The organism is Bordetella genomosp. 10 (assembly GCF_002261225.1).
Taxonomy (GTDB): domain Bacteria; phylum Pseudomonadota; class Gammaproteobacteria; order Burkholderiales; family Burkholderiaceae_B; genus Bordetella_C.
In genome coordinates this window covers 1,466,213-1,488,393 of sequence record NZ_NEVM01000002.1, presented here as the reverse complement: position 1 = coordinate 1,488,393, position 22,181 = coordinate 1,466,213, and the positions used below count along the sequence as shown (strand labels likewise).

Below are 22,181 nucleotides of genomic sequence, written 5' to 3'. Positions count from 1 at the left end.
CCCACGCGCGACATGCCTGTTTCAGCGGCTTCCCGCAAACCCGCTCCCGCGGCCGACGGCAAACCCGCCTCCCGGCGCGGCAAGACCGCCGGCGCGAAGGCGGACAAGGCCGACGGCGCCGCGCCCCGTTCCGACCTGGAACGGCGGCTGCGCACGCTCGGGCTGACCACGTCCATGGACCTGGTGCTGCACCTGCCGCTGCGCTATGAGGACGAAACGCGGGTCATCCCCATCTCGGCGCTGCGGCCGGGCTATCCGGCCCAGGTCGAAGGCGAGATCACGCGCTGCGAGGTCACGTACCGGCCGCGCCGGCAACTGACCGCCGCCATCGCCGACGAATCCGGCGAGCTGCAATTGCGCTGGCTGAACTTCTATCCCAGCCAGCAGAAGCAATTGACGGTGGGCCGGCGCCTGCGGGCGCGCGGCGAGGTGCGCGGCGGCATCTTCGGGCGCGAAATGGTGCATCCGCGCATGGCGTCCGCCGACGCGCCCCTGGCGACGTCGCTCACGCCGGTCTATCCGACCACGGAAGGCCTGCAGCAGCCGGTGCTGCGCAAGGCCATCGCGCAGGCGCTGGCCGAGACCGACCTGGGCGACACCTTGCCGGACGCGGTGCGTGAACGCTACGACCTGCAGCCTTTCGACGCTTCCATCCGTTTGCTGCACGCGCCGCCGCCGGGCGTCAGCGAGGACGCCTTGATCGAGCGCGCGCATCCGGCCTGGCTGCGCGTCAAGTTCGACGAGTTGCTGGCGCAGCAGTTGTCGCTGGCGGCGGCGCGCGCGGCGCGGCGCGCCAACCGCGCCATGCCGCTGCGCGCGACGGACGCCCCGGACGGCCTGGTGGCGCGCCTGTACGGCGTGCTGCCGTTCACGCTGACGGCCGCGCAGATGCGCGTGGTGGCGGAAATCCGCGCCGACCTGGGCCAGCCTTATCCCATGCACCGCCTGCTGCAAGGCGACGTCGGCAGCGGCAAGACGGTGGTGGCGGCCATCGCCGCGGCGCAGGCCATCGAGGCCGGCGCGCAGGTGGGGCTGATGGCGCCGACGGAAATCCTGGCCGAACAGCATTTCGGCAAGTTGGTGGATTGGCTGCGGCCGCTGGGCGTGCGCATCGCATGGCTCAGTGGCAGCCTGGGGGCGAAGGCGCGCCGCGAGGCCGTCGCCGCGGTGGCCGCGGGCGACGTCGACCTGGTGGTGGGCACGCAGGCCCTGATCCAGGACCACGTGGAGTTCGCGCGCCTGGGCCTGTCCATCGTGGACGAACAGCATCGCTTCGGCGTCGGCCAGCGGCTGGCGCTGGCGCGCAAGGGCGAAGCGCCGCGGGCGCGGCTGATTCCGCATCAACTGAACATGAGCGCCACGCCCATTCCGCGCACGCTGGCGATGACGTTTTTCGCCGACCTGGACGTCTCGGTGATCGACGAGCTGCCGCCCGGCCGCACCCCGGTGGTGACCAAGCTGGTCAGCGACGCGCGCCGGGAGGAAGTCATCGCCCATATCGCGCAGGCGGCGCGGCAGGGCCGCCAGGTCTATTGGGTCTGCCCGCTGGTCGAGGAAAGCGAGGCGCTGGAATTGCAGACGGCCGTCGACACGCACCAGGCCTTGTGCGAGGCCTTGCCCGATCTGCGGGTCGGGCTGGTGCACGGGCGCTTGTCGCAGTCCGAGAAGGCCGAGGTCATGCAGGCGTTCCGCGCGGGCGAGGTCGACGTGCTGGTGGCGACCACGGTCATCGAGGTCGGCGTCGACGTGCCCAATGCCTCGCTGATGGTGATCGAGCATGCCGAGCGTTTCGGCCTGGCCCAGTTGCATCAACTGCGCGGGCGGGTAGGGCGGGGCACGGCGGAGTCCGTGTGCGTGCTGCTGTACGCGAGGCCCTTGTCCGGCGTCGCCCGCGAACGCCTGCGCGCCATGTTCGAAACCTCGGATGGCTTCGAGATCGCGCGCCGCGACCTGGCGCAGCGCGGCCCCGGCGAGTTTCTCGGCACGCGCCAGTCGGGCACCGCGCTGTTGCGCTTCGCCGATATCGAAATCGATGCCCGAATCGCCGAGCAGGCCCGCGAAGCCGCGGCCTGGCTGCGCGCCGAGCATCCGGCGGCCGCCGAGGCGCATCTGGCGCGCTGGATGCGCGGCCGCGAAGATTTTCTACGGACCTGAGATCCTGGCCGCCGTCCGGGCCACATTACTGGAACCGCGAATATGACGCTCACCGAACTCAAATATATCGTCGCCGTTGCGCGCGAGCGCCATTTCGGCCGTGCGGCCGAGGCGTGTTTCGTCAGCCAGCCGACCTTGTCGGTGGCCATCCGCAAGCTGGAGGACGAGCTGGGCGTGACCATCTTCGAGCGCGGCGGCGCCGAGGTCGGCGTGACGGCGATCGGCCAGCGCATCGTCGCGCAGGCGCAGAAGGTGCTGGAGGAAAGCGCGGGCATCAAGGAAATCGCCCGCCATGGGCACGATCCGCTGGCGGGGCCGCTGCGCGTGGGCGTGATCCACACCATCGGTCCCTATCTGTTGCCGCGCCTGGTGCCGGTGCAGATCGCGCGCACGCCGCAGATGCCGCTGCTGCTGCAGGAGAACTTCACGGTGCGCCTGGTGGAACTGCTGCGCCAAGGCGAGATCGATTGCGCCATCATGGCCTTGCCGCTGCCCGAGGCCGGACTGGTGGTGCAGCCCTTGTACGACGAACCTTTCCTGGTGGCGGTGCCGCGCGACCATCCCTGGGCCAAGCGCAAGAGCATCCACGCCGAGGACCTGAAGCAGCAGACCATGCTGCTACTGGGCAGCGGGCACTGCTTCCGCGACCAGGTGCTGGAAGTCTGTCCTGAACTGTCGCGGTTTTCCGCGGCCAGCGACGGCATCCAGCGCACCTTCGAGGGGTCGTCGCTGGAAACCATACGTCACATGGTCGCCGCCGGCATCGGCATCACGGTGCTGCCGATCACGGCGGTGCCCGAACATCCGCCCGCCGACAGCCTCCTGACCTATGTTCCGCTGGAGCCGCCGACGCCCGACCGGCGCGTGGTGCTGGCCTGGCGGCGCAGCTTTCCGCGCCTGGCGGCCATCGAGGCGCTGGCGCAGTCCATCTACGCCACGCAGTTGCCGGGCGTGCGGATGCTGGAGAACGAGGTGGCCTCGCATCAGGATTGATGGATTGACGGCGGCCGCGGCGGGTCGGAACGCGAGGGACGTTGCCGCGGAATTGGCGGCCTGGTCTTATCGGCGGATTCTTGTTGAGTGTCAAAAGCTGTTTATTTGCTAGTGGTATTCTTGTTGAGCATTTCATCCAATTAAACGAGGCTCATCCATGGCTAAAGTTTCCAAGAACAACGCTGGCGCACCGCGGATCAACATCGGCATCTCCGACAAGGACCGCGCGGCCATTGCCGCCGAACTGTCCAAGTTGTTGGCTGACTCGTACACGCTGTACCTGATGACGCACAACTTCCACTGGAACGTCACCGGGCCGCTGTTCAACACGCTGCACACGATGTTCATGACCCAGTACACGGAAGAGTGGAACGCGCTGGACAGCATCGCCGAACGCATCCGCGCGCTGGGCCACCACGCGCCGGGCACGTATCGCGAATACGGCAAGCTGTCCTCCATCGCCGAGCCGGACTCGGTGCCCGAGGCGATGGAAATGGTGCGCCTGCTGGTGAAGGGCAATGAATCGGTCGCCAAGACGGCGCGCGCCGCTTTCGAAAAGGCCGACGGCGCCAACGACCAGCCCAGCGCCGACCTGCTGACCCAGCGCCTGGACGTGCACGAGAAGAACGCCTGGATGCTGCGTAGCTTGCTGGAGTAAGGGGTAACGCCGTCCGGGGGCGATCGTCCCTTACCCTTGCACGACCTCTTGGCGCTGGGTGCCCAATCCATCGATACCTAGCGTCACGACATCTCCCGCCTTCAGGTATATGGGCGGCTTCAGGCCCATTCCGACGCCGGGAGGCGTGCCGGTGGAAATGATGTCGCCAGGCTGCAGGCTCATGAACCGGGACAGGTACGCCACCAACTGGCGCACGTTGAAGACCATGGTCTCGGTTGAGCCGTGCTGGCGGCGCACGCCGTTGACCTCCAGCCACATTCCCAGCCGCTGCGGATCCGCCACTTCATCGCGCGTCGCGAGCCATGGGCCGATGGGTCCAAAGGTGTCGGCCGACTTGCCCTTGGTCCATTGGCCTTGGCGCTCGATCTGGAACGCGCGTTCCGACACGTCGTTGACGAGGCAATAACCGGCGACATGGTCCATCGCGTCCGCTTCGCTCACGTACTTGGCGGGCTTGCCGATCACGACACCCAGTTCCACCTCCCAGTCAGTCTTGGTCGATCCGCGCGGAATCTCGATCGCGTCATTCGGGCCGGCGATGGCGGACGTCGCCTTCATGAAAATGATGGGTTCGGACGGCACCGTCGCGCCGGTTTCCGCGGCGTGGTCGGAATAGTTCAGGCCGATACAGATGAACTTGCCGGTGCCGCCGACACAGGGACCAAGGCGCGGCTGTCCTTCCACCCGAGGTAGCTGCTCGAGGTCGAGCGTGGCAAGCGCCTGTACGCCGGCGGGCGTCAGCACGTCGCCCGCGATGTCGGCGACATGGGCCGAGAGGTCGCGCAGGTGGCCCCGCGCATCGAGCAGGCCGGGTTTTTCATGGCCCGCGAGGCCGTAGCGAACGAGTTTCATCAAGGCATCCTTTGGATGTGTGGATAGGAAGAGGGAATGCGAGCAGGGGCCAGGCAGCAGGTGAGCTTCAGGCGTCGCAACGCAGGCGCTGCACGACGGCCTCGTCCACATCGATGCCCAGGCCGGGGCCATCGGGCGCACGGACGAAACCATCGACCTGTGCCAGCGGCAGCGCGACGAGTTCCTGCTGAACGGCCACCGGGAAGGGCTTGAGCTCGAACAAGCGGGTGTTGGGAGAAGAGAGCGACAGGTGCAGGCTGGCCGCCGTAGTGATGGCGGTGCTCCATGCGTGCGCGTTCACGGTCATGCCCGCCGCGCCGGCGCGTCGGTCGATTTCGCGAAAGCCGGTGATCCCCTCGGCGCGGGCCGGATCCACGCCCAGGACGTCGACCGTGCCGCTGTCGATCAGCCGCTGGTAGCCGCTCACCGTCCACTCGCGCTCGCCGCTTGCAATCGGCACGTTCACGGCGGCGCGCAGGGCGCGGTAGTCGTCCAGGAAGGTCGGATAGAACGGCTCCTCGATCCAGCCGATCTCGTGTTCGGCCATGCGTCGCACGGTGTCGATGGCGGTATCGGCGTCCCACCGCAAGCCGTTGCCGACGTCCACCAGGATCTCGAGCCCGGGGCCGGCTTCGCGCCGCAGGCCCGCCACGAGGGCAATGCTGCTTTCGGGATCGTGTCCGACCGTCGAAAGCGACTTCTTGCCCAGCCCCAGCTTCACGCTGCGAAAGCCCTCGGCATGGAAGCCAAGCGCTTCGTCGATGCACGCCGCGAGGCTCTGCTTGTTGACGTGGCAACTGGCGTTGGCCGGCAATTGCTCGCGCGCCCGTCCCCACAGGATCGACAAGGGCTTGCCCTCTTGCTTGCCGTGGATGTCCCACAAGGCCATGTCGATCGCGCTCAAGGCAAACGAGGCGATGCCGCCTTCGCCGTACCACCAGGTGTGCTCTCGCATCTTCCGCCAGCACTGCGCGACCGTGAGTTCGCCCGCTTGCATGAGCACGGGCGCCAGTCCCTGCTCGATCAGGACCACGGTCGCGCGGCAAGCCTCCGGCCACATGGCGATCGCCTCGCCCCAGCCGACCACGCCTTCGGCCGATACCAAGCGCACGAGGACCGTCATGCGCGCCCGGTCCAGATCATTGGGGTCGGGGTAGCGAAGGATGTAGGGCTGGACGTGGGCGAGCTTCATGGGGCGCTTGCATCAAAGATGCCTTGACGGGGTGGGAGGGAGCTTATATTCTGGCGGCCAAGTCGTCAAGTGACCAAGTGGCCTGACCACTTTGCTGATTGCTGACCACCGGTTTTTCCAGCGCGGTCGGCGCAACGAGCCTTCCCTTCCTGCAGGACGCATCGCAATGACAGATCCCTCCTTCCAAATCACCAGCGTCGAACGCGATCCGGTTTCCGAGCAGGTGGTTGCTCAACTGCTCGGCATGGTCCGCGCGGGCAATCTCAAGCCCGAGGACCGGCTCCCCTCCGAGCGCGAGCTGGCCCTGTCCTTCGGCGTCAGCCGGCCCACCATCCGCGAAGCCGTCCGTGCCCTGGCGGTGCTGGGCGTGCTGAAAACACGCCACGGCGGGGGCATTTACGTGTCCAGCCTGCGCGCCGAAGAGCTTCTTGGCCCCCTGCAGTTCTTCCTGTCGCTGGAAGAGACAGCGGTGGAAACGCTGTACGACGCCCGCCAACTGATCGAAGGCGGTATCGCCGCACGCGCGGCGCTCGCCGCCAGCCCCGCGGACGTGACCCGCCTGCGCGACCTGATCGAGCAGCAGAAGGCTTCCATAGGCGATCCGCAGGCCTACCGCAAGCTCGACATCGCGTTCCACGAGCACATCCATGCACTGGCGGCCAACCCTTTTCTTGCGCGGGCCGCCACCAGCCTGAACACGTTGGGCCTGGAGTTCCGCACCGTGGCCTCCGAATCGCGCCAGGTGATCGCCCAGAGCCTGGTCGACCACGCGGCGATCGTCGCCGCCCTGGCCGCCAACGACGGCGCCGCCGCCGAGCTCGCCATGCGCCAGCACATGCTCAACGTGCTGCAGTCCACCCAGGCCTCGATCGAGGCCACGCGAACCCGATCGGCACGCCGCGCCCAAGGAGAGGCATCTTGAATACGATTTCGCATCTCGAATCGACCACCGTGGTGGTCACCGGAGCAGGCCGCGGCATCGGCGCCGCCTGCGTGCGCCAACTGCTGCGCGACGGCGCCTCCGTGCTGGCGCTTGTGCAGCCGGGTGCGGAGAACGAACTCGCTGCTCTCGCCGGACAGTACCCACAGCGTCTGCGCATCCTCGACGCCGACGTGCGCAGCACCGGGCAGGCCAGCGCGGCGGCCGCCGCCGCCGAGCAGTACTTCGGCGGCGCGGACGTGCTGGTGAACAACGCGGGCGTGATCCATCCCATCGGGCGATTGGCCGAGGTCGACCCCGACCAATGGGCAGAGGTGCTGGCGATCAATGCCGCCGGTGCGATGCGCTGCACCCGGGCCTTCCTGCCCCAGCTACTCGCGCGGCAAGGCCTCATCGTCAACATGAGCTCCGGTGCGGCCTACCGCCCATTGGACGGCTGGAGTGCCTACTGCGCCAGCAAGGCCGCGCTGGTCATGCTCTCGCGCGCCACGGATCTCGAATATCGCGGGCAGGGGCTGCGCGTGTTCTCGCTGGGCATTCCGCCGACCGACACCCGAATGCAGGGCTCCATACGCGACTCCGGCATCAACGAGGTCAGCCGAATCCCGCGGCAAAGCCTGAATTCGCCGCGGGTCACGGCCCGCGTCGTGGCCTGGCTGTGCGGCCCACGGGCCCGCGCCAGGATCGACAAGGTCGAGGTCGACGTGCGCGACCCCGAATTCGCCGTCTTCACCAAGGAAACCGAATGAGCAGCAGCAAGAAGCGACGCGTCGTCGTCACCGACTACACCTTTCCCGACCTCGATTCGGAGCGCGCCGCCGCCCAGGCACATGGCGCGGACTTCGAGTCGTTTCAATGCAGCACCGAGCAAGAGGTGAAGGAAGCCGTTGAAGGCGCCGATGTGGCCCTGGTGCAGTTCGCACCCATGACCGGCGCGGCGATCTCCGGACTGGCGCCAGGCGCGGGCATCGTGCGCTACGGCATCGGCTTCGACAACATCGCCCTGGAAGCGGCTTTCGCCCGAGGGCACGAAGTGGGGTATGTCCCTGACTACTGCACCGCCGAGGTGGCGGATCACGCCGCCGCGATGTTGCTGGCGGCGCTGCGCAAGCTGCCCCAATTGGACGCCTCGGTGCGCTCGGGCGACTGGAAGGCCGTGGCGGTGGCCAAGCCGATGAAGCCGTTCGCCGAAACCACGGTCGGCTTTCTGGGACTGGGCCGCATTGGCACGTTGGTGCTGGCGCGGCTGAAGGCTTTCGGTTTTCGCTTTCTGGTGTCGGACCCTCAGGTCGACGCGGAGCGCGCGGCGCAACTCGGCGCGCAAAGCGTCGACCGCGACACGCTGTTGCGGCAGGCCGACGCGCTGTCGCTTCATGCGCCGGCCACGCCCGAAACCACGCACGCCATCAACGCGCAAACGTTGCGCGCCATGAAGCCCGGCGCGGTCATCGTCAACACTGCGCGCGGGCGTCTCATCGATGAGCCCGCGCTGGCTGAAGCGCTTTGCGCTGGCGTGATCGGCGGCGCTGCCCTGGACGTGTTCGAGGACGAGCCACTGCCTTCGGATTCCGCGTTGCGCGCGGCGCCCAACCTGATCCTCACGCCGCACGCCGCCTGGTATTCCGACGCCGCCATCGTGCGTCTGCAGGAACTCGCCGCGGCCGACATCGGCCGCATCCTGGCTGGCCAGGGGCCGCGTTGTCCGGTGCCTGGCTCGCCCTTGCGCTGAGCGCGCCTCAATTCGCCGGAGAAACCCGAATGCCCCAATACACCGCCGCCAAGCGCCCGATCACGGTTGAAGAGATCCTCGCGCCAGGCTTTTCCACACCGCTGGACGCGCCGACGATTCCTCCCTTTTCCTTCGAATTCCGAAACGCCGAGGTGCTGACGCTGGCCTATCGTTCGGACCCCGCGGCCATGGCCCGCCTGCTGCCGCCGCCACTGGAGCTCACCGGCGACACGGTGCTGATCCACATCTACAAGATGAATGACACCGATTGGCTCGGTCCTTATGGCGAAGCCAATGTGATGTTCGGCGCCCGGCTGCCCGCCGCCCAAGTCAGCGGGGCGTACTCGCCCTATCTGTATCTGAGTTCGGACGTGGGCGTGACGCACGGGCGCGAGATCCACGGCCAGCCGAAGAAGATGGGGCATCCGCGCCTGGAAGCGCGCGGCGACGCGTGGGTGGGCACTGTGTCGCGCAACGGTATTGACGTGATCACGGGCACGCTGGCTTACAAGCAGCACCGCGGAGACCTGGCCAGGCTCTCTGAACTGGTCGACTTCAAGACCAACTTCAACCTCAAGGCCATCGATCACATCGATGCGACACCCGCCATCCGGCAGATCACCTCCCGCAGGCTGACCAATGTCGTCGTGCACGAATGCTGGTCGGGGCCCTGCACCGTGGAGTTGCGCCCCAACATCCAGGCTCCCGTCTTCCGCCTGCCGGTGCTTGAGATGCTCGACGCCTTCTATTGGCGGGCGGACTTCACGCTGGTGCCCGGCGAAATCCTGCACGACTACATGGCCGCTTGAGCGGTGGCGCCAAGTCCGATTCTTCACCGCTTTCATAATCAGACCAACACACGCCCTCCAGGAGACAACGATGGACATGACGAACAAGCCTCCCGCGACATTGCCGTCCCGGCGCGCGGGAGCATCCGAGACCTCGGCCACGCCACCTCACACCGGCCAGGTGTCGCAACGCAAGATCCGCCAGGTACTTGCTGCATCCATCGTGGGAACTATCATCGAATGGTATGACTTCGTCCTGTTCGGCGTCGCGGCGGGGCTGGTCTTCAACAGGCTCTTCTTCCCCTCGTTGTCCCCGGTTGCCGGGACCCTGGCCGCGTTCCTCACCTTGGGCGTGGGCTTCCTGGCGCGGCCCATTGGCGGCCTGGTCATCTCGCATTTCGGCGACAAGAAGGGGCGCAAGCCCGCACTGATCTTCACCATCGCATTGATGGGAACGTCCACGCTGGCCATCGGCTTTCTTCCCACGTACGACCATATCGGCATCATGGCGCCGATCCTGCTCGTTCTGTTGCGCATGCTGCAAGGACTGGGCGCCGGGGCGGAATACGCGGGCGCTCTGATTCTGGTGGCCGAGTACGTGCCCGAACGCAGGAAGGGCTACTACACCGCGTACGTCCTGTCCGCCACGGTGGTGGGCCTGCTGCTGGCGACGCTGGTGTTCCGTGCGATCGCTCAGTTGCCCGAACAGGACATGCTGTCCTGGGGCTGGCGTGTCCCATTCTTTCTCTCGGCCATTCTGGTCGTCCTGGCCCTTTACATACGCAGGCGGCTGGAGGAAACGCCTGAATACGTCAACGCCGTCAGCAACGCAAGCGCCGCGAAGCAAGCCGCCGTGCCGCTGCGCGAAGTCCTTGGCAAGCAACCCAAGACCGTCCTGTACGCGTTCCTGGCCATGGCCGGGGCTAACGCCGTCACCTATCTGATCAACACTTTCGCGCTGAGCTACATGGTCAACAACCTGGGCTTCGACAAGATCGCATCGCTGAATGTGATTATCGTGGCCTCGATTGCCGGCATCGTCTGCACGCCGATCATGGGCGCGGTCGCCGATCGCTTCGGCTACGGCCGCGTGTACGCGCTGGGCACGGCATTCATTCTTGTGTACGCGGCGCCCATGTTCTGGCTCATGGACACCAGGAGTATCTTGATGGCGACCTTGGCGCTTGTCATCGCCTACGGCATTGGCTTCGGCTCCGTCGCGGGCTCGCAAGGCGCCTTCCTCACCAGCCTCTTTCCCGCCCGCTATCGCTTCTCCGGCATTGCCTTCGTGAGAGAGATCAACGGGGCGACCGTGGCCGGGATGACGCCATTCATCGCAACCTGGCTCACCGGGCAGGCCGGCGGCAAATCGACCTACCTGATCGCCTATCTGATCTGCCTCTGCGTGATTTCGGTGCTGGCTATCGTGGCACTGCGAAACAATCGGCAGCCCGCTGATCAGGCAACAACTTGACGGCAGACCTTGCTTACGAGGGCGCGTAGCCCGGTACGGGGGCGATGCGGCGCGCGGGCGGCGCGATGCGCCAGACGGCGCGGCGGCGCAGGGCGCCGTAGAGTTTCAGGCCCTGCGGCCAGTTCTCCAGGCCGCTCTCCGCGTTGATGTGGCCGGCGCCTTCCAATACCACCAGCCGGCTGCCCCAGTCCCCGGCGAATTCACGGGCGCGCGCCAGCCCGCAGCAGGGGTCGTCGTCGCTTGCCACCACCACGCTCTGGAAGCCCAGCGGGCGGCGCGGGATGGGCGCGAATCTGGCCAGGTCGGGATGCGCGCCGTGTCTTTCGATATCCGCCGGCGCCACCAGCAGCGCGCCGGCCACCTTGGCCCGCAGCGGGACGGGCAGGGCCGCGACCGTGATGCAGCCCAGGCTGTGCGCGATCAGCAGCGCCGGCCAGCGCGACGCCTCGATCGTGGCGGCGAGCGCCGAGATCCAGGCATGGGGTTCAGGATGTTCCCAGTCCTGCTGAGGCACGCGCACGGCGTGCGGCAGGCTTTGCTCCCACAGCGTTTGCCAGTGGCCGGGGCCGGAATTCTTCCACCCGGGAACGATGATCGGTTGGAATCGCATGGGCAGGATGATGCGCGCGCGCCTATCCAACGCCAACGAATTAATGGTCGATTGTTTATGCCCTTTCGGGAATAAGGCGGGGTGGGAAACGCCGACGGAAATGGCGCGTTACAACTTGACCCCCTAATTCGGCGCTGATCCGGACCGCGCCTCCAGCGCCGGCTTTTGTTCATGTATTCTTTTCGCCGCCGGGAGGGGAGCCCACCCCGTACCCGCGTCGCGGGCCCCCTCGAGGGGGCGGCGTTGGCGGACCGGCGGAGCCGGATCCGCGACGCCCAGGATGGGTATCGGGCTTGCGCCCGGCCGCGGAGTGTGGAGACAAAGCAAGGAGACAGGCAAATGCAATCATGGCGAAAACTCGCCCCGGCCCTGGGTGTCACGATGGGCATGTTGGCCGGCGGCACGGCATCGGCACAGGGCGCGCTGCGCATCGCGGTGGTCGGCCCGACCACGGGTCCGGTGACGCAGTATGGCGATATGGTGCGGCAGGGCGTCGATACCGCGGTGGAACAGATCAACGCCGCCGGCGGCGTCCTGGGCCGGCAACTGGAGACGGTCAACGTCGACGATGCCTGCGAGCCCAAGCAGGGCCCGGTGGCGGCCAATCGCGTGGTCAACGAGAAAATCCATTTCGTCGTCGGCCCGGTCTGCTCCGGCGCCTCGATCGCGGCCGCGTCCATCTATAACGACGAGGGCGTGGTGATGGTCACCCCCTCGGCGACCGCGCCGGCGCTGACCGACCGCAAGAACTACACCTTCGTCTTCCGCACGATCGGGCGCGACGACCAGCAGGGGCCGGCCGCGGCGCGCTACATCATCGACAAGGTCAAGCCCGCCAAGGTCGCCGTGCTGCACGACAAGCAGTCCTACGGCCAGGGCATCGCCACCGCGGTCAAGGAGCGGCTGGACCAGGCCAATATCCCGGTCGCCCTGTTCGAAGGGATCAATGCCGGCGACAGCGACTATTCCGCCGTGATCACCAAGCTCAAGGCCGCCGGCGTGGATTTCGTCTACTTCGGCGGCTACCACCCGGAAATGGGCCTGCTGCTGCGGCAAGCCGCCGAACAGGGCCTGAAGGCGCGCTTCGTGGGGCCCGAGGGCGTGGGCAATCCGGACATCAATGCTATCGCGGGCGACGCGGTGGAGGGCATGCTGCTGACGCTGCCGGCGGATTTCGCGCACAACCCGGCCAATGCCGCGGTGGTGAAGGCCTTCGCCGACAAGAAGCGCGACGGCAGCGGCGCTTTCCAATTGCCCGCCTATGCGGCGGTGCAGGTGATCGCCGAGGGTATCAAGGGCGCCAATTCCACCGATCCGGCCAAGGTGGCCGCCTATCTGCACGCGCACAGCTTCGATACGCCGATCGGCAAGGTGGCGTGGAACAAGCAGGGCGACCTGACCGACTTCGCCTTCGACGTCTACGCCTGGCACAAGGACGGCAGCAAGACGGCGCAAAAATAGGCGCGGCCCGTCCTGTCCCTGGCGCGGGCCGTTGCAATGCGGCTGCGGCATAATGCCTGCAAATCATGAGGGCGCCGCGCGCGGCGTGGCGTCCCCGTGACCGTCCATCATTCCAGCAGCGGCGTTCCATCATGGTCAGACCGGATTTCATGCCTTTTGAATTGTTCGACAGCGCCGAAGCCGCGGTCGAGCGCTTGATCGCCATTTACGATCGCAATACCGCTTTCCTGCGCGAGGCGCTGGAGCGCGTGACGCGCGGCGAGGCGTTGCAGGGGCGGGTGCGGGCCTGCTATCCCTCCATCCGCATCGCCGTGCACACGTACGACGCGATCGATACGCGCCTGTCGTATGGCCACGTGGCCGAGCCGGGGGTATACCAGACCACCATCACGCAGCCGGCGCTGTTCAAGCATTACCTGCTGGAGCAGATAGGGCAGCTCTTGCAGAATCATCGCGTGCCGGTCGAGGTCGGCGAATCGAACGTGCCCATTCCCCTGCATTTCGCGTTTCCCGACGGGGCGTATGTGGACGGCAGCAGGATCGAGGCCTTGACGCGGCCGCTGCGGGATATCTTCGACGTGCCGGATCTGGCGATCACCGACGATGCGATCGTCAACGGCACATGGCATGGGCGCGAGCACGAACCGCGTCCGCTGGGGCCGTTCACGGCGCCGCGCATCGATTATTCGCTGCATCGGTTGCAGCACTATACGGCCAGCAAGCCGGCCGATTTCCAGAACTTCGTGCTGTTCACGAACTACCAGTTCTACGTGGACGAGTTCTGCGCGCGGGCGCGGGCCTTGTTGGCCGACGAGGCCGGGGGCTACGAGGCCCTGGTGGAGCCCGGCAACCGGGTGACGCCGCGGGGGCAGGCGGCGGCGGAGAACGCGGGCGCCGGCCCGGCGCGGCTGCCGCAGATGCCCGCCTATCATCTGGTGCGGCCAGGCAATTCCGGCATCACGCTGGTCAATATCGGCGTGGGACCGTCGAACGCGAAGACGATCACGGACCATATTGCCGTGCTGCGCCCGCATGCGTGGCTGATGCTGGGGCATTGCGCGGGGTTGCGGACCTCGCAGCGCCTGGGGGACTACGTGCTGGCGCATGGATACGTGCGCGAAGACCACGTGCTGGACGCCGATTTGCCGACATGGGTGCCGGTGCCGCCGCTGGCGGAGGTGCAGGTCGCGCTGGAGCAGGCCGTGGAAGAGGTAGCGGGCCTGTCCGGTTGGGAGTTGAAGCGCATCATGCGCACGGGGACCGTGGCCACCATCGACAACCGGAACTGGGAGCTGCGCGATCATTTGGAGCCCGTGCAGCGCTTCGCGCAATCCCGCGCGATCGCGCTGGACATGGAATCGGCGACGATCGCCGCCAACGGTTTCCGCTTCCGGGTCCCGTACGGCACGCTCCTGTGCGTTTCCGACAAGCCGCTGCATGGCGAGCTGAAACTGCCCGGAATGGCCACCGAGTTCTACCGGCGCCAGGTAGGACAGCATCTGCAGATCGGCATGCGGGCATTGGAGCGCCTGCGGGAAATGCCGCCGGAACGCCTGCACTCCCGCAAGCTGCGCAGTTTCATCGAGACGGCGTTCCAGTAGTCTTCTCGTCCAGTTTTACTGTCATCGTCTTGAAAAAGGCGGCGCCGGCTGGTGCCGCCTTTTTTACGCCTCTTGCAGGAGATCATCAGATAGGCGTTTCGCGGCGTCGTCGGAACCACTTCATCGCCTCGCGCACCCATGCCACTGCTGACGCGTGTTCTGGCGGCAGCCAGTTCTCGTTCTATTTATTGGAGACTGAGGATGCGCATGGGAAAAGTGAAACTGGCCGTGTTGGCCATGGCAGGAGGAATGATACCGATGATGGGAATGTCTTCGAATCTGGAAGCCGAGGGATATCCGCGGCGGCCCATCACGCTGGTGGTCGGCGGGGCGCCCGGCAGCAGCGTCGACCTGCTTGCTCGTCACTTGAGCCGCTATATGTCGGACGATCTGCGGCAAAAGGTCGTCGTCGAGAACAAGCCCGGGGCCACGGGCGCATTGGCCGCCTTGTCGGTCATGCGCGCCGCCCCGGATGGCTATACGGTGTATTTGGCGGGAAGCTCGCTGATCCTGCGCGAGCTGATGTACGGGCAGGGCGAAGTGAATCTGTTGAAAGACATGGCGCCGATCGGCATGGCCACGGGCGTGCCCGTTGTGCTCATCATGGGCAAGCATGTCCCGGGCGCCACGCTGGATGAGGTCATCAGGATGGCGAAGCGCAGGAAGGAAGCGTTGCGCTGCGCCAGCGGCGGAAGCGGTTCCGTGGGCGATTTCCTGTGCGACGCCATGCAGGCCACGGCGGGCGTGCAGTTGATCCACGTGCCCTATAAGCAGAACGCGCAGGCGCTGGCGGACCTGATGGAGGGCAGGGTCGATTTCTATGTTTCCAGCGTCGTGGGGCTGTTGCCTCACATACAGGCCGACCGCGTGCGCGTCATGGCGGTTGTTTCAGAAGGAAAATTCGATCAACTCGCGGATGTTCCCAATATCGGGACCTTCGGTTTCTCCAGCGCGGCGATACCCAGTTGGTATGCCTTCCTGGCGCCGAAGGGAACGCCGGATGAGGTCATCTCCCGCCTGAATCGGTCCTTGAATACGGTGCTGGGGATGGCCGAGGTCCGGCAAAACCTGTCGGAACTGGGCTACGCCGTCCTGCCTGCCTCGGCAGCGTCGCCCGAGGGTCTTGAAGATCGCATCGCCAAGGACACGGCAGCCTGGTCGGAAATCCTGCGGTATCGCGGGATGAGCGTCGTCCACTGACCGCGCATTTGGCTGCACGTCTGGCCGCGTCCGGGCCGGTTTCGGTTGGCCGACCGTTGCGGCCGTGCGCGTGGCGGGTCGGCCGGCCGAAGAAGCCAACCACGCCGGGTCTCGTGTCCATGCCCGATGTCCGGTTTTCCCTGGGGAAGCACGATCATTGGGCGGCCGGGGATGTCCGCGCTACATTTTTTGACTTTTTTGCAGACTTTGGCGCGGGAAAGCATGGTTCATTAGATCTTTATTTACCCCGTCGCGCTCTCCCTGCCGAATGGCGGCGTCGACGGTAAAGGAGATCTGAATCTTATGTCTACTGCGACCCCATACTTGCGCGGCGCCGCGCTGGCCTCGGCCTGCACGGTTTTGCTGCTGGCGGGATGCGCGTCGGATAGGCCGAAGTACGCTGAGACGTTCAGCGATAAGGGGACCTATACGCGGGACTATGCCGTTTCCGGCAAGGATGCCTGCGAGGCGGCGCGGCGCGCGCTGCTGAGCCAGGGCTATACGATCGATAAGGTCAAGGACGATGGCGTGGACGCCAGCAAGAACTTCCAGGAGCCGGATCAAAAACACACCCAGTTGTCGATGCACGTGGTGTGCGCGACGGACGGCAGGGATGGACAGCACAGCACGACGTTCGTGAACGCGGTGCAGGATCACTACATCATCAAGAAGAACAGTACGTCCGCGGGTGTCGGGCTCAGCGTGCTGGGATCGGTGTCGATGCCGTTCGGGTCGTCCGATGATTCATTGACCAAGATCGCCAGCGAGACCATCGATTCGCCTGATTTCTATGACAATTTCTTCGATTTGATGGCCCGCTACATGCCCAAGCCGGCGCCGGCGGGGAACGTGGCGCAGGGCCAGGCAGCCAAGGATCAAGCGGCGAAGGATCAGGCGGCCAAGGATCAGGCGGCGAAGGATCAGGCGGCCAAGGATCAGGCAGCCAAGGATCAGGCAGCCAAGGATCAAGCGGCCAAGGACCAGGCCGCGAAGGACCAGGCCGCGAAGGACCAGGCCGCCAAGGACCAGGCGAATCAAGGTGCGGATGCCGGCGCTGGTTCGTCGTCCGACGCGACCGCCAAGCCGGCGGATGGTGCAACGCCATGACGGTTCGGGAATGAGGGGCCGCGCCTGCATGGCGCGGCCGGCCCCGGCCAGGGGGCCAGGGATCGTACACTTACGCCCTTTACCGAGTTGGCCTGGCCGTTTTTCATGTCGATCACTATTAACGAAGACCTGCGCGCGTATATCGATCCCTTGACCGAGGACGAATACGCGGCGCTGGAGCGCAGTCTGCTAGCGGAAGGATGCCGCGACGCATTGGTGCTGTGGGGCGATGTGCTGGTGGATGGGCACAATCGCTACGAGATCTGCCGGAAACACGGAATTCCGTTCAATACGGTGCAGAATTCCCGCTTCCAGAGCCTGGAAGACGTCCATTTGTGGATGATCGACAATCAACTGGGCCGGCGCAGCGTGTCGGATTTCCAGCGCGGGCTGATGGCCTTGCGCAAGAAGGAGATCATGGCGCTGCGCCGCGTGCGCGCCCAGGCTCGCCGGGCGGCGGAGTCCGAGGGCGCCGAAGGGATGGCGGCCGGGAACCTCACGGCGCCGGGCAGCCAGGATGGAAGCGATATTCCGGGTAATGTCTCCACGGCCGGACAGGCTGGCGAGGCGGCGCCCGACGCCCGATTTGCCGCCGGCGCGGCGGCCGCCGATGACGGCACGCACGCCGGAGACCCGGCCGGCCAGGATGGCGCCGCCGCCGATGACGAGCCGCCCTGGAACCGGCAGACGGCCGCCCGGGTCGCGCGCGTGACGCCCGCGACGCTGACGCAAATCGAGAAGATCCAGAAAAGCGCCGCGCCCGAGCTGGTGGACGCCATCAAGTCAGGCGTGATTTCGATCAACGCGGCCGCCGCGGTGGCCTCCTTGCCGGCCCAGGACCAGGTCGCGGCCGTGGCCGGCGGCAAGAAGGAGCTGCGCGCCGCCGCGCGGCAGGTGAGGGAAGCGCGCGCGCCCGCCAAGCCGCCCCGGCCCGATCTGCCGGAACCGCCTGCCGACGCGACCCCCGAGCAGTTGCAAATCCACAACTTGATGTGTGAAATCGCGGACCTCAAGGATGAGCGCGACCAGTTGAAGAAAAAGGTGCAGCAACTGACCATCGCCTTGGCCCAGGCGCGCGGCGAGGGTGGGGCATGAAAATAGCGAAATAGCGCCAGCGCGCCCTGTTATTGGGCCGCTTATGGCCCGTTTCGACTCATCGACGAGTTATTCGATCCGGCGATCCCGAGCCAAAGTCCGGGCGGCGGCGAGCCCCAAGTCCGAGAACGCAAGCCGCCGAAATGCAGGCACGGTCCGTGCTGACAAGTTTGGCCAGGTATAAGTTATGTAACTTATTTTCACGCTTGGCTGGCGGCCCGCACGGTGGCGTTATATCCTGACCGATCTTGCATGTGCGCGTCTTCAATCGCGCTGGCGCGGCGGGATCCGCGGCGCAGGGGCGGTAATCGCCGGTTCGGCATCACGGCACACGACCATGGCGGAAATCCTGCCAGGCGGTTGAAAGTTTCAAGGGTTGGGGGTAAGCCATGGATGAAATGAACGACGTCGTAACGGTGCAGTCGGCGCCGTCGCGACCCATGTTGTTGCTCAATGAGGCGTGCGCGGCGGCGCGCCGATGCGAGGCCGAATCCGTGTGCCAGGCGATCGACAAGGCTTTGGGCGAATTGGTCGGCCACAAGCTGCTCGCCGTCTATGCCGTATCGCAGGAGCCGCGCGAGATCGTGCGGATGTACAGCAGCCGCCCGCAAGTCCATCCCGCCGGCGGACACCACCCCACCGGCACGCCATCCTGGAACGATCTGGTGATCAGCCGCGGGCAGCCCTACATCGGCTGCGATGCGGATGATTTGCGCTGGGCCTATGAGCACCCCGACGAGATCACCCGCCTGGGCTGCGTTTCGGTGCTCAATGTGCCGGTCGTCGTGAAGGGCGAGACGGTGGGCATGCTGAGCCTGATGCATGAAGAGGGCTGGTACCGCGACCTGCACGTGCAATTGGCCATGCCTTTCGCCTATATGCTGGCCCCCGCCTTCGCCGCGGCGCGTCAGTTGGTGGAAGCGTAGATCCGGCCGTTTTCTTCATTCGCCTCCACGCGCAGGCGCGCATCCGGAGGCAGGGCGCCCAGGCAACGCCACGTTTCGGCATCGACCGTGACGATGGGAACCTGAGCCGCATAGAGTTCCGAGGCGACGATACAGCCCAGCGCGACGATCAGGTCGCGCTCCCGCATGACGATGGCCGCCGGCCCCGTGCCGTTGCGTATCGCCTCCGCCAGCACGCTGCTACTGCTGCTCGATCCCTTGGCGCGGGCCATCAGCAAGGTCGCGCCGGCCAGGGTAGCGCCGTACTGCGGATGGCGCGCTTCGACGATACGGCCGGCATCCGCATCGTATCCACCCCAAAAACTGAGCGGTTCGTCCAACAGGCGCACCGGTCCGCCGCCAGCGCCGGGCACCACGCTGTCCGCGTCCCAATATTTATCATTCATCGAATGCCACCTTGCCCAGGCAGGCGGAACGGATGCAGTCGCGCAGGCTGCCGTAGGCGACCTGCACGCCGATGTTGGCGGGTGCGTAATGGGCCCATTTGCCGGAGTTGGTCATCACCACGCCCCGGGTATCGCGCATGATCGGCGTCAGGTAGGTGCAGGTGTCGGTGACGAACTGCACGCCGGCCTGCCGCAACCGCGCCGCCAGGCCATTGGCTTCCATGTCCCAAAGAATGTAGCGGCTGGTGTTGACGTAGAAGTCCGTCAGCAGGGGCGCGGGCTGCCGCGCGAGCAGCGCTTCCAGGCGGGCGCATTCGTCCAGGGAAAAATGCGGCGTGCCGACGCTGACGGCGGCGAGCGGGGCGCCGGGCGGGGCCTGGTTCAGGCTGTAGCGCATGGCGCGCAGGTCGGCGCCCGTCACCGCCATGCGCTGGCTCGGCGGCCGGTTGCCCAGGGCCTGCGCCAGGCTGCCGGCTTCCGGCGTCAGGCCGACGGCATGGAAAAGGGCGATGGCGCCGCTGGAGGCCGCCGCCGCGCCCAAGGCCTTGAGTTCATCCTCCCGAGTGTCGGGCGGCAAGCCTTCGATGACCGGGATGCGCGCGCCGGCATGGCGGCCCACCCATAGGCCGAGGGCGGCGTACCAGATGTCGCGGCCGTCGGGGTCGGTGGGGAAATCGTCCACTTGGAACAGGTATTGGCCCAGTCGGTTTTCCGCCAGGTGCAGGCCGCAATACGGCGCGCGGCCGGTCAGCGCGGCGCAGAGGTCGATGAAGTCGCCGTAGCGGTTGGTGCGCGCGCCCAGCACCGAGTTGGCGAAGACGATGGCGTTGGATTCCGCCCAGGCGATCTGCTGCCCGAAGCGGGGCCGGTGCTTGAGCTGGTAGGGGGCGCAGGTGAACGTCGATTCGCAGCCCAGTTCCAGATGCGCCCGCATCAGGCGCTCGGCGTCGCGGCGCAGCGCCTCCCCGCCGCGAAAGAGTTCCGGATGGATCAGGTCCACCGACCCGACGTTCAGGGTGGTGGGGACCACGACCCGGCCGCCTCCCGCGACCAGGCGCTCGACGAAATCCAGGCTGGTCTGGCCGTGATAAAGGCAACCGTCGATGTGGGCGCTTTCTATGTCGACCAGGCGGCCGGCGCCCATGACGCCGGCGCAGCGGACCAGGATGCGCATGGCCAGCGCGGCCGCCGGTCCATGGCGGCCGTCCAGCAGTTCCTGGTCGTGGCGGGATAGGGTGACCAAGCGGCAAGTCTCCGGTTCGAGGGAGCGTGATCGCGGATTTTAGCGATGCGCGGGGAGCCGCGTCCTGAAACCGGCCGTTGCCCGCCGGGCGGCGCGGATAGAGACGGGCGCGCTTGGCATCCGCGGGGGCGGAGGGTGTGCCGATGCCATCCTTTCCGTGCCATCTTTTGTCCGGTAAACGGCCGCTGCAAGTAACGCTGTATTACACAATGGGGATTGTGAGGGGACGGCGGGAGACGCAGAATTCCGGCGATTCGAGGCTTATGCATTGTCCAGGCAATGTCCCAAATTTTAAAAAATAGGACGGCATGCGCGCTGGCGCGGCTGTATTGAAGCAGTGGCATATCGAGAAGAAGCGCGAGAACAAGCGGCCCGTGGCCGCGCAGGCAAGTCCGCCGCGAGGCGCGCGGCAACGGCGTTGCTGGCGTGGGCCATGATGGCGGGCGCCACGGCGGCCCAGGCGGCCTACATCGTGGTGGACACCGGCCATACGCCGCAGCATCCGGGCGCCACCGGCGCCAGCGGCCGCGTCGAGTACCAGTACAACCTGGATCTGAGCGGCGCCGTGGCGCACGACCTGATGGCGCTGGACGACCGCGTGAAGCGGGTTTCCGTCAACGGCAAGGAAATCGCGCTGGCGGAGCGCACCGCGCAGGCGCCGGACGCCGATTTCTTCATCTCCATCCATCACGATTCCATGCCGCAGGCCTGGATCGACGCCGGGCGCCAGCGCGAGTTCGCCGGCTACTCGATCTTCGTGTCGCGGCTCAACCCGCATTACGACCAGAGCCTGCGCTGCGCCCAGGCCATCGGCGAGCACCTGCTGGCCGCGGGCGAAAAGCCATCGCTGTATCACGCCACGCCCATCCCCGGCGAGAACCGGCCGCTGATCGACAAGCGCCTGGGCATCCATCGCTTCGACGACCTGGTGGTGCTGAAGACCGCGACCATGCCGGCGGTGCTGGTGGAGGCGGGCGTCATCGTCAATCCCGACGAGGAAAAGCGCCTGGCCCAGCCGCAGACCATCGCGAAATTGGCCAACGCCATCGCGCAGGCCGTGCATGACTGCAACGCGCAACACTGAGATGGCGCGTCATTGCGCCATCCCGCCCCTTTGTCCGCCCGCTTTCGTCCACAAGGAGTAATGACATGAAAAAAACCGCCTTCGGCCTCGCCGTCACCGTGGCCGCCTTTGCCGGTTCCGCTTTCGTGGCGACCGGCGCCCAGGCCGCCGGCTGCGCCAAGCCGCGCAATGCCTTCGACCAGGTCTATTGCTCGGGCAACCTGTTTTCGCAGACCGACCATGACCTGAATACGGCCTATGGCGACCTTCGCAAGCTGTTGAAGCCGGCGCAGCAGGACGCGTTGAAGAAGGGGCAATTGGCCTGGATCAAGACGCGCGACGAACAGTGCAGCTACGAGAAGCCGAACGGCTACTACGTGAACCTGGACTGCGCGGTGAGCATGACGCAGCAGCGCCTGGATTTCCTGAAGGAACGCGAGCGCGAGTGCAAGAGCACCGGCTGCCAGGACAGCAAGATCGGCGGGTAGGAGGGTAGGGACGCGCGTGTGTTGCACGCTGCGCGGGGAGCCGGGGGAGCCGGGAGGGTACCCCCGGCTCCCCGTTCCCGAGTGGCGGCGCGCGCATTCCGCAACGGCTTCTTGGCAAGGGCCAGGCGGAAAATTATCTTGAATTGAGATTCAAAGGTAAA

General features: G+C 66.3%; 21 protein-coding genes. 16 read left to right on the top strand and 5 right to left on the bottom strand.

Features of this window, described 5'->3' with window-relative positions; all coding sequences use genetic code 11:
* Positions 1-12: 12 nt before the first annotated feature.
* The 3 genes from recG (at position 13) to CAL29_RS15705 (ending at position 3,805) form a co-directional block, all read left to right on the top strand.
* The gene (gene recG, locus CAL29_RS15715) at positions 13-2,154 is read left to right on the top strand and encodes an ATP-dependent DNA helicase RecG (RefSeq protein ID WP_094853900.1); all 2,142 of its coding nucleotides are present in this window, start codon (positions 13-15) and stop codon (positions 2,152-2,154) included.
* Positions 2,155-2,196: 42 nt separating this feature from the next.
* Positions 2,197-3,147, top strand: coding sequence for a LysR substrate-binding domain-containing protein (locus tag CAL29_RS15710; RefSeq protein ID WP_094853899.1), 951 nt, complete (start codon positions 2,197-2,199; stop codon positions 3,145-3,147).
* Positions 3,148-3,304: 157 nt separating this feature from the next.
* On the top strand, positions 3,305-3,805 hold the full coding sequence (locus CAL29_RS15705) for a Dps family protein (RefSeq protein ID WP_094853898.1): 501 nt from the start codon (positions 3,305-3,307) through the stop codon (positions 3,803-3,805).
* A gap of 30 nt (positions 3,806-3,835) precedes the next feature.
* Here CAL29_RS15705 and CAL29_RS15700 read toward each other — a convergent pair whose 3' ends face one another.
* Together CAL29_RS15700 and CAL29_RS15695 are read right to left on the bottom strand one after the other, a co-directional pair.
* Complete coding sequence (locus tag CAL29_RS15700; protein WP_094853897.1) at positions 3,836-4,678, bottom strand: fumarylacetoacetate hydrolase family protein; 843 nt, start codon at positions 4,676-4,678, stop codon at positions 3,836-3,838.
* 67 nt (positions 4,679-4,745) lie between these two features.
* A complete protein-coding gene (locus CAL29_RS15695; protein ID WP_094853896.1) occupies positions 4,746-5,870 on the bottom strand; it encodes a mandelate racemase/muconate lactonizing enzyme family protein in 1,125 nt (374 codons plus the stop codon).
* A 166-nt stretch (positions 5,871-6,036) separates the two neighbouring features.
* On the opposite strand from CAL29_RS15695, the gene CAL29_RS15690 reads away from it, so the two are divergent.
* The 5 genes from CAL29_RS15690 to CAL29_RS15670 all read left to right on the top strand — a co-directional run bounded on the left by CAL29_RS15690 (position 6,037) and on the right by CAL29_RS15670 (position 10,801).
* Positions 6,037-6,792 carry a FadR/GntR family transcriptional regulator gene (locus CAL29_RS15690; RefSeq protein WP_094853895.1) on the top strand — a complete coding sequence of 252 codons (756 nt, stop codon included), beginning with the start codon at positions 6,037-6,039 and terminating at the stop codon, positions 6,790-6,792.
* On the top strand, positions 6,789-7,559 hold the full coding sequence (locus CAL29_RS15685) for an SDR family oxidoreductase (protein WP_179284053.1): 771 nt from the start codon (positions 6,789-6,791) through the stop codon (positions 7,557-7,559). The genes CAL29_RS15690 and CAL29_RS15685 overlap by 4 nt, the downstream gene beginning before the upstream one ends.
* On the top strand, positions 7,556-8,539 hold the full coding sequence (locus CAL29_RS15680; RefSeq protein ID WP_094853893.1) for a C-terminal binding protein: 984 nt from the start codon (positions 7,556-7,558) through the stop codon (positions 8,537-8,539). Before CAL29_RS15685 ends, CAL29_RS15680 begins: the two co-directional genes overlap by 4 nt.
* Positions 8,540-8,568: 29 nt before the next feature.
* A complete protein-coding gene (locus CAL29_RS15675) occupies positions 8,569-9,348 on the top strand; it encodes an acetoacetate decarboxylase family protein (RefSeq protein ID WP_094853892.1) in 780 nt (259 codons plus the stop codon).
* Between the two features lie 70 nt (positions 9,349-9,418).
* Positions 9,419-10,801, top strand: coding sequence for an MFS transporter (locus tag CAL29_RS15670; RefSeq protein ID WP_218831856.1), 1,383 nt, complete (start codon positions 9,419-9,421; stop codon positions 10,799-10,801).
* Between the two features lie 13 nt (positions 10,802-10,814).
* Here the strand turns inward: CAL29_RS15670 and CAL29_RS15665 are convergent, their stop codons facing one another.
* On the bottom strand, positions 10,815-11,411 hold the full coding sequence (locus CAL29_RS15665) for an RBBP9/YdeN family alpha/beta hydrolase (RefSeq protein ID WP_094854121.1): 597 nt from the start codon (positions 11,409-11,411) through the stop codon (positions 10,815-10,817).
* 339 nt (positions 11,412-11,750) lie between these two features.
* Between CAL29_RS15665 and CAL29_RS15660 the strand changes: the two genes are divergently transcribed.
* The 6 genes from CAL29_RS15660 (at position 11,751) to CAL29_RS15635 (ending at position 18,801) form a co-directional block, all read left to right on the top strand.
* On the top strand, positions 11,751-12,872 hold the full coding sequence (locus CAL29_RS15660) for a branched-chain amino acid ABC transporter substrate-binding protein (protein WP_094853891.1): 1,122 nt from the start codon (positions 11,751-11,753) through the stop codon (positions 12,870-12,872).
* A 131-nt stretch (positions 12,873-13,003) separates the two neighbouring features.
* The gene (locus CAL29_RS15655; protein WP_094853890.1) at positions 13,004-14,473 is read left to right on the top strand and encodes an AMP nucleosidase; all 1,470 of its coding nucleotides are present in this window, start codon (positions 13,004-13,006) and stop codon (positions 14,471-14,473) included.
* A 267-nt stretch (positions 14,474-14,740) separates the two neighbouring features.
* A complete protein-coding gene (locus CAL29_RS15650; protein ID WP_179284052.1) occupies positions 14,741-15,673 on the top strand; it encodes a Bug family tripartite tricarboxylate transporter substrate binding protein in 933 nt (310 codons plus the stop codon).
* A 303-nt stretch (positions 15,674-15,976) separates the two neighbouring features.
* Entirely contained in the window at positions 15,977-16,780 is an 804-nt protein-coding gene (locus CAL29_RS15645; protein ID WP_094853888.1) for a DUF2242 domain-containing protein, read from the top strand.
* A 105-nt stretch (positions 16,781-16,885) separates the two neighbouring features.
* Positions 16,886-17,875, top strand: coding sequence for a DUF6026 family protein (locus tag CAL29_RS15640; RefSeq protein ID WP_094854120.1), 990 nt, complete (start codon positions 16,886-16,888; stop codon positions 17,873-17,875).
* Positions 17,876-18,273: 398 nt separating this feature from the next.
* Entirely contained in the window at positions 18,274-18,801 is a 528-nt protein-coding gene (locus CAL29_RS15635) for a GAF domain-containing protein (RefSeq protein WP_179284051.1), read from the top strand.
* Here CAL29_RS15635 and CAL29_RS15630 read toward each other — a convergent pair.
* Positions 18,783-19,226: an aconitase X swivel domain-containing protein gene (locus CAL29_RS15630; protein ID WP_094853886.1), complete on the bottom strand. Its 444-nt coding sequence runs from the start codon at positions 19,224-19,226 to the stop codon at positions 18,783-18,785. The two genes, CAL29_RS15635 and CAL29_RS15630, sit on opposite strands and share 19 nt — an antisense overlap.
* Entirely contained in the window at positions 19,219-20,469 is a 1,251-nt protein-coding gene (locus tag CAL29_RS15625; protein WP_094853885.1) for an aconitase X, read from the bottom strand. Before CAL29_RS15625 ends, CAL29_RS15630 begins: the two co-directional genes overlap by 8 nt.
* 433 nt (positions 20,470-20,902) lie before the next feature.
* On the opposite strand from CAL29_RS15625, the gene CAL29_RS15620 reads away from it, so the two are divergent.
* Positions 20,903-21,553 carry an N-acetylmuramoyl-L-alanine amidase gene (locus CAL29_RS15620; RefSeq protein ID WP_094854119.1) on the top strand — a complete coding sequence of 217 codons (651 nt, stop codon included), beginning with the start codon at positions 20,903-20,905 and terminating at the stop codon, positions 21,551-21,553.
* A 65-nt stretch (positions 21,554-21,618) separates the two neighbouring features.
* Positions 21,619-22,020, top strand: a complete 402-nt coding sequence (locus tag CAL29_RS15615; protein ID WP_094853884.1) for a lysozyme inhibitor LprI family protein — start codon at positions 21,619-21,621, stop codon at positions 22,018-22,020.
* Positions 22,021-22,181: the final 161 nt, after the last annotated feature.

What these genes read in the sequence shown, in the direction of transcription:
- CAL29_RS15630 (WP_094853886.1), bottom strand. Translation starts at nt 19,226, where the DNA reads ATGAATGATAAATATTGGGACGCGGACAGCGTGGTGCCCGGCGCTGGC.
- CAL29_RS15640 (WP_094854120.1), top strand. Translation starts at nt 16,886, where the DNA reads ATGTCGATCACTATTAACGAAGACCTGCGCGCGTATATCGATCCCTTG.
- CAL29_RS15700 (WP_094853897.1), bottom strand. Translation starts at nt 4,678, where the DNA reads ATGAAACTCGTTCGCTACGGCCTCGCGGGCCATGAAAAACCCGGCCTG.
- CAL29_RS15680 (WP_094853893.1), top strand. Translation starts at nt 7,556, where the DNA reads ATGAGCAGCAGCAAGAAGCGACGCGTCGTCGTCACCGACTACACCTTT.
- CAL29_RS15705 (WP_094853898.1), top strand. Translation starts at nt 3,305, where the DNA reads ATGGCTAAAGTTTCCAAGAACAACGCTGGCGCACCGCGGATCAACATC.
- CAL29_RS15665 (WP_094854121.1), bottom strand. Translation starts at nt 11,411, where the DNA reads ATGCGATTCCAACCGATCATCGTTCCCGGGTGGAAGAATTCCGGCCCC.
- CAL29_RS15660 (WP_094853891.1), top strand. Translation starts at nt 11,751, where the DNA reads ATGCAATCATGGCGAAAACTCGCCCCGGCCCTGGGTGTCACGATGGGC.
- CAL29_RS15655 (WP_094853890.1), top strand. Translation starts at nt 13,004, where the DNA reads ATGGTCAGACCGGATTTCATGCCTTTTGAATTGTTCGACAGCGCCGAA.
- CAL29_RS15695 (WP_094853896.1), bottom strand. Translation starts at nt 5,870, where the DNA reads ATGAAGCTCGCCCACGTCCAGCCCTACATCCTTCGCTACCCCGACCCC.
- CAL29_RS15645 (WP_094853888.1), top strand. Translation starts at nt 15,977, where the DNA reads ATGTCTACTGCGACCCCATACTTGCGCGGCGCCGCGCTGGCCTCGGCC.
- CAL29_RS15710 (WP_094853899.1), top strand. Translation starts at nt 2,197, where the DNA reads ATGACGCTCACCGAACTCAAATATATCGTCGCCGTTGCGCGCGAGCGC.
- CAL29_RS15650 (WP_179284052.1), top strand. Translation starts at nt 14,741, where the DNA reads ATGTCTTCGAATCTGGAAGCCGAGGGATATCCGCGGCGGCCCATCACG.
- CAL29_RS15620 (WP_094854119.1), top strand. Translation starts at nt 20,903, where the DNA reads ATGATGGCGGGCGCCACGGCGGCCCAGGCGGCCTACATCGTGGTGGAC.
- CAL29_RS15690 (WP_094853895.1), top strand. Translation starts at nt 6,037, where the DNA reads ATGACAGATCCCTCCTTCCAAATCACCAGCGTCGAACGCGATCCGGTT.
- CAL29_RS15675 (WP_094853892.1), top strand. Translation starts at nt 8,569, where the DNA reads ATGCCCCAATACACCGCCGCCAAGCGCCCGATCACGGTTGAAGAGATC.
- CAL29_RS15670 (WP_218831856.1), top strand. Translation starts at nt 9,419, where the DNA reads ATGGACATGACGAACAAGCCTCCCGCGACATTGCCGTCCCGGCGCGCG.
- recG (WP_094853900.1), top strand. Translation starts at nt 13, where the DNA reads ATGCCTGTTTCAGCGGCTTCCCGCAAACCCGCTCCCGCGGCCGACGGC.
- CAL29_RS15635 (WP_179284051.1), top strand. Translation starts at nt 18,274, where the DNA reads ATGAACGACGTCGTAACGGTGCAGTCGGCGCCGTCGCGACCCATGTTG.
- CAL29_RS15615 (WP_094853884.1), top strand. Translation starts at nt 21,619, where the DNA reads ATGAAAAAAACCGCCTTCGGCCTCGCCGTCACCGTGGCCGCCTTTGCC.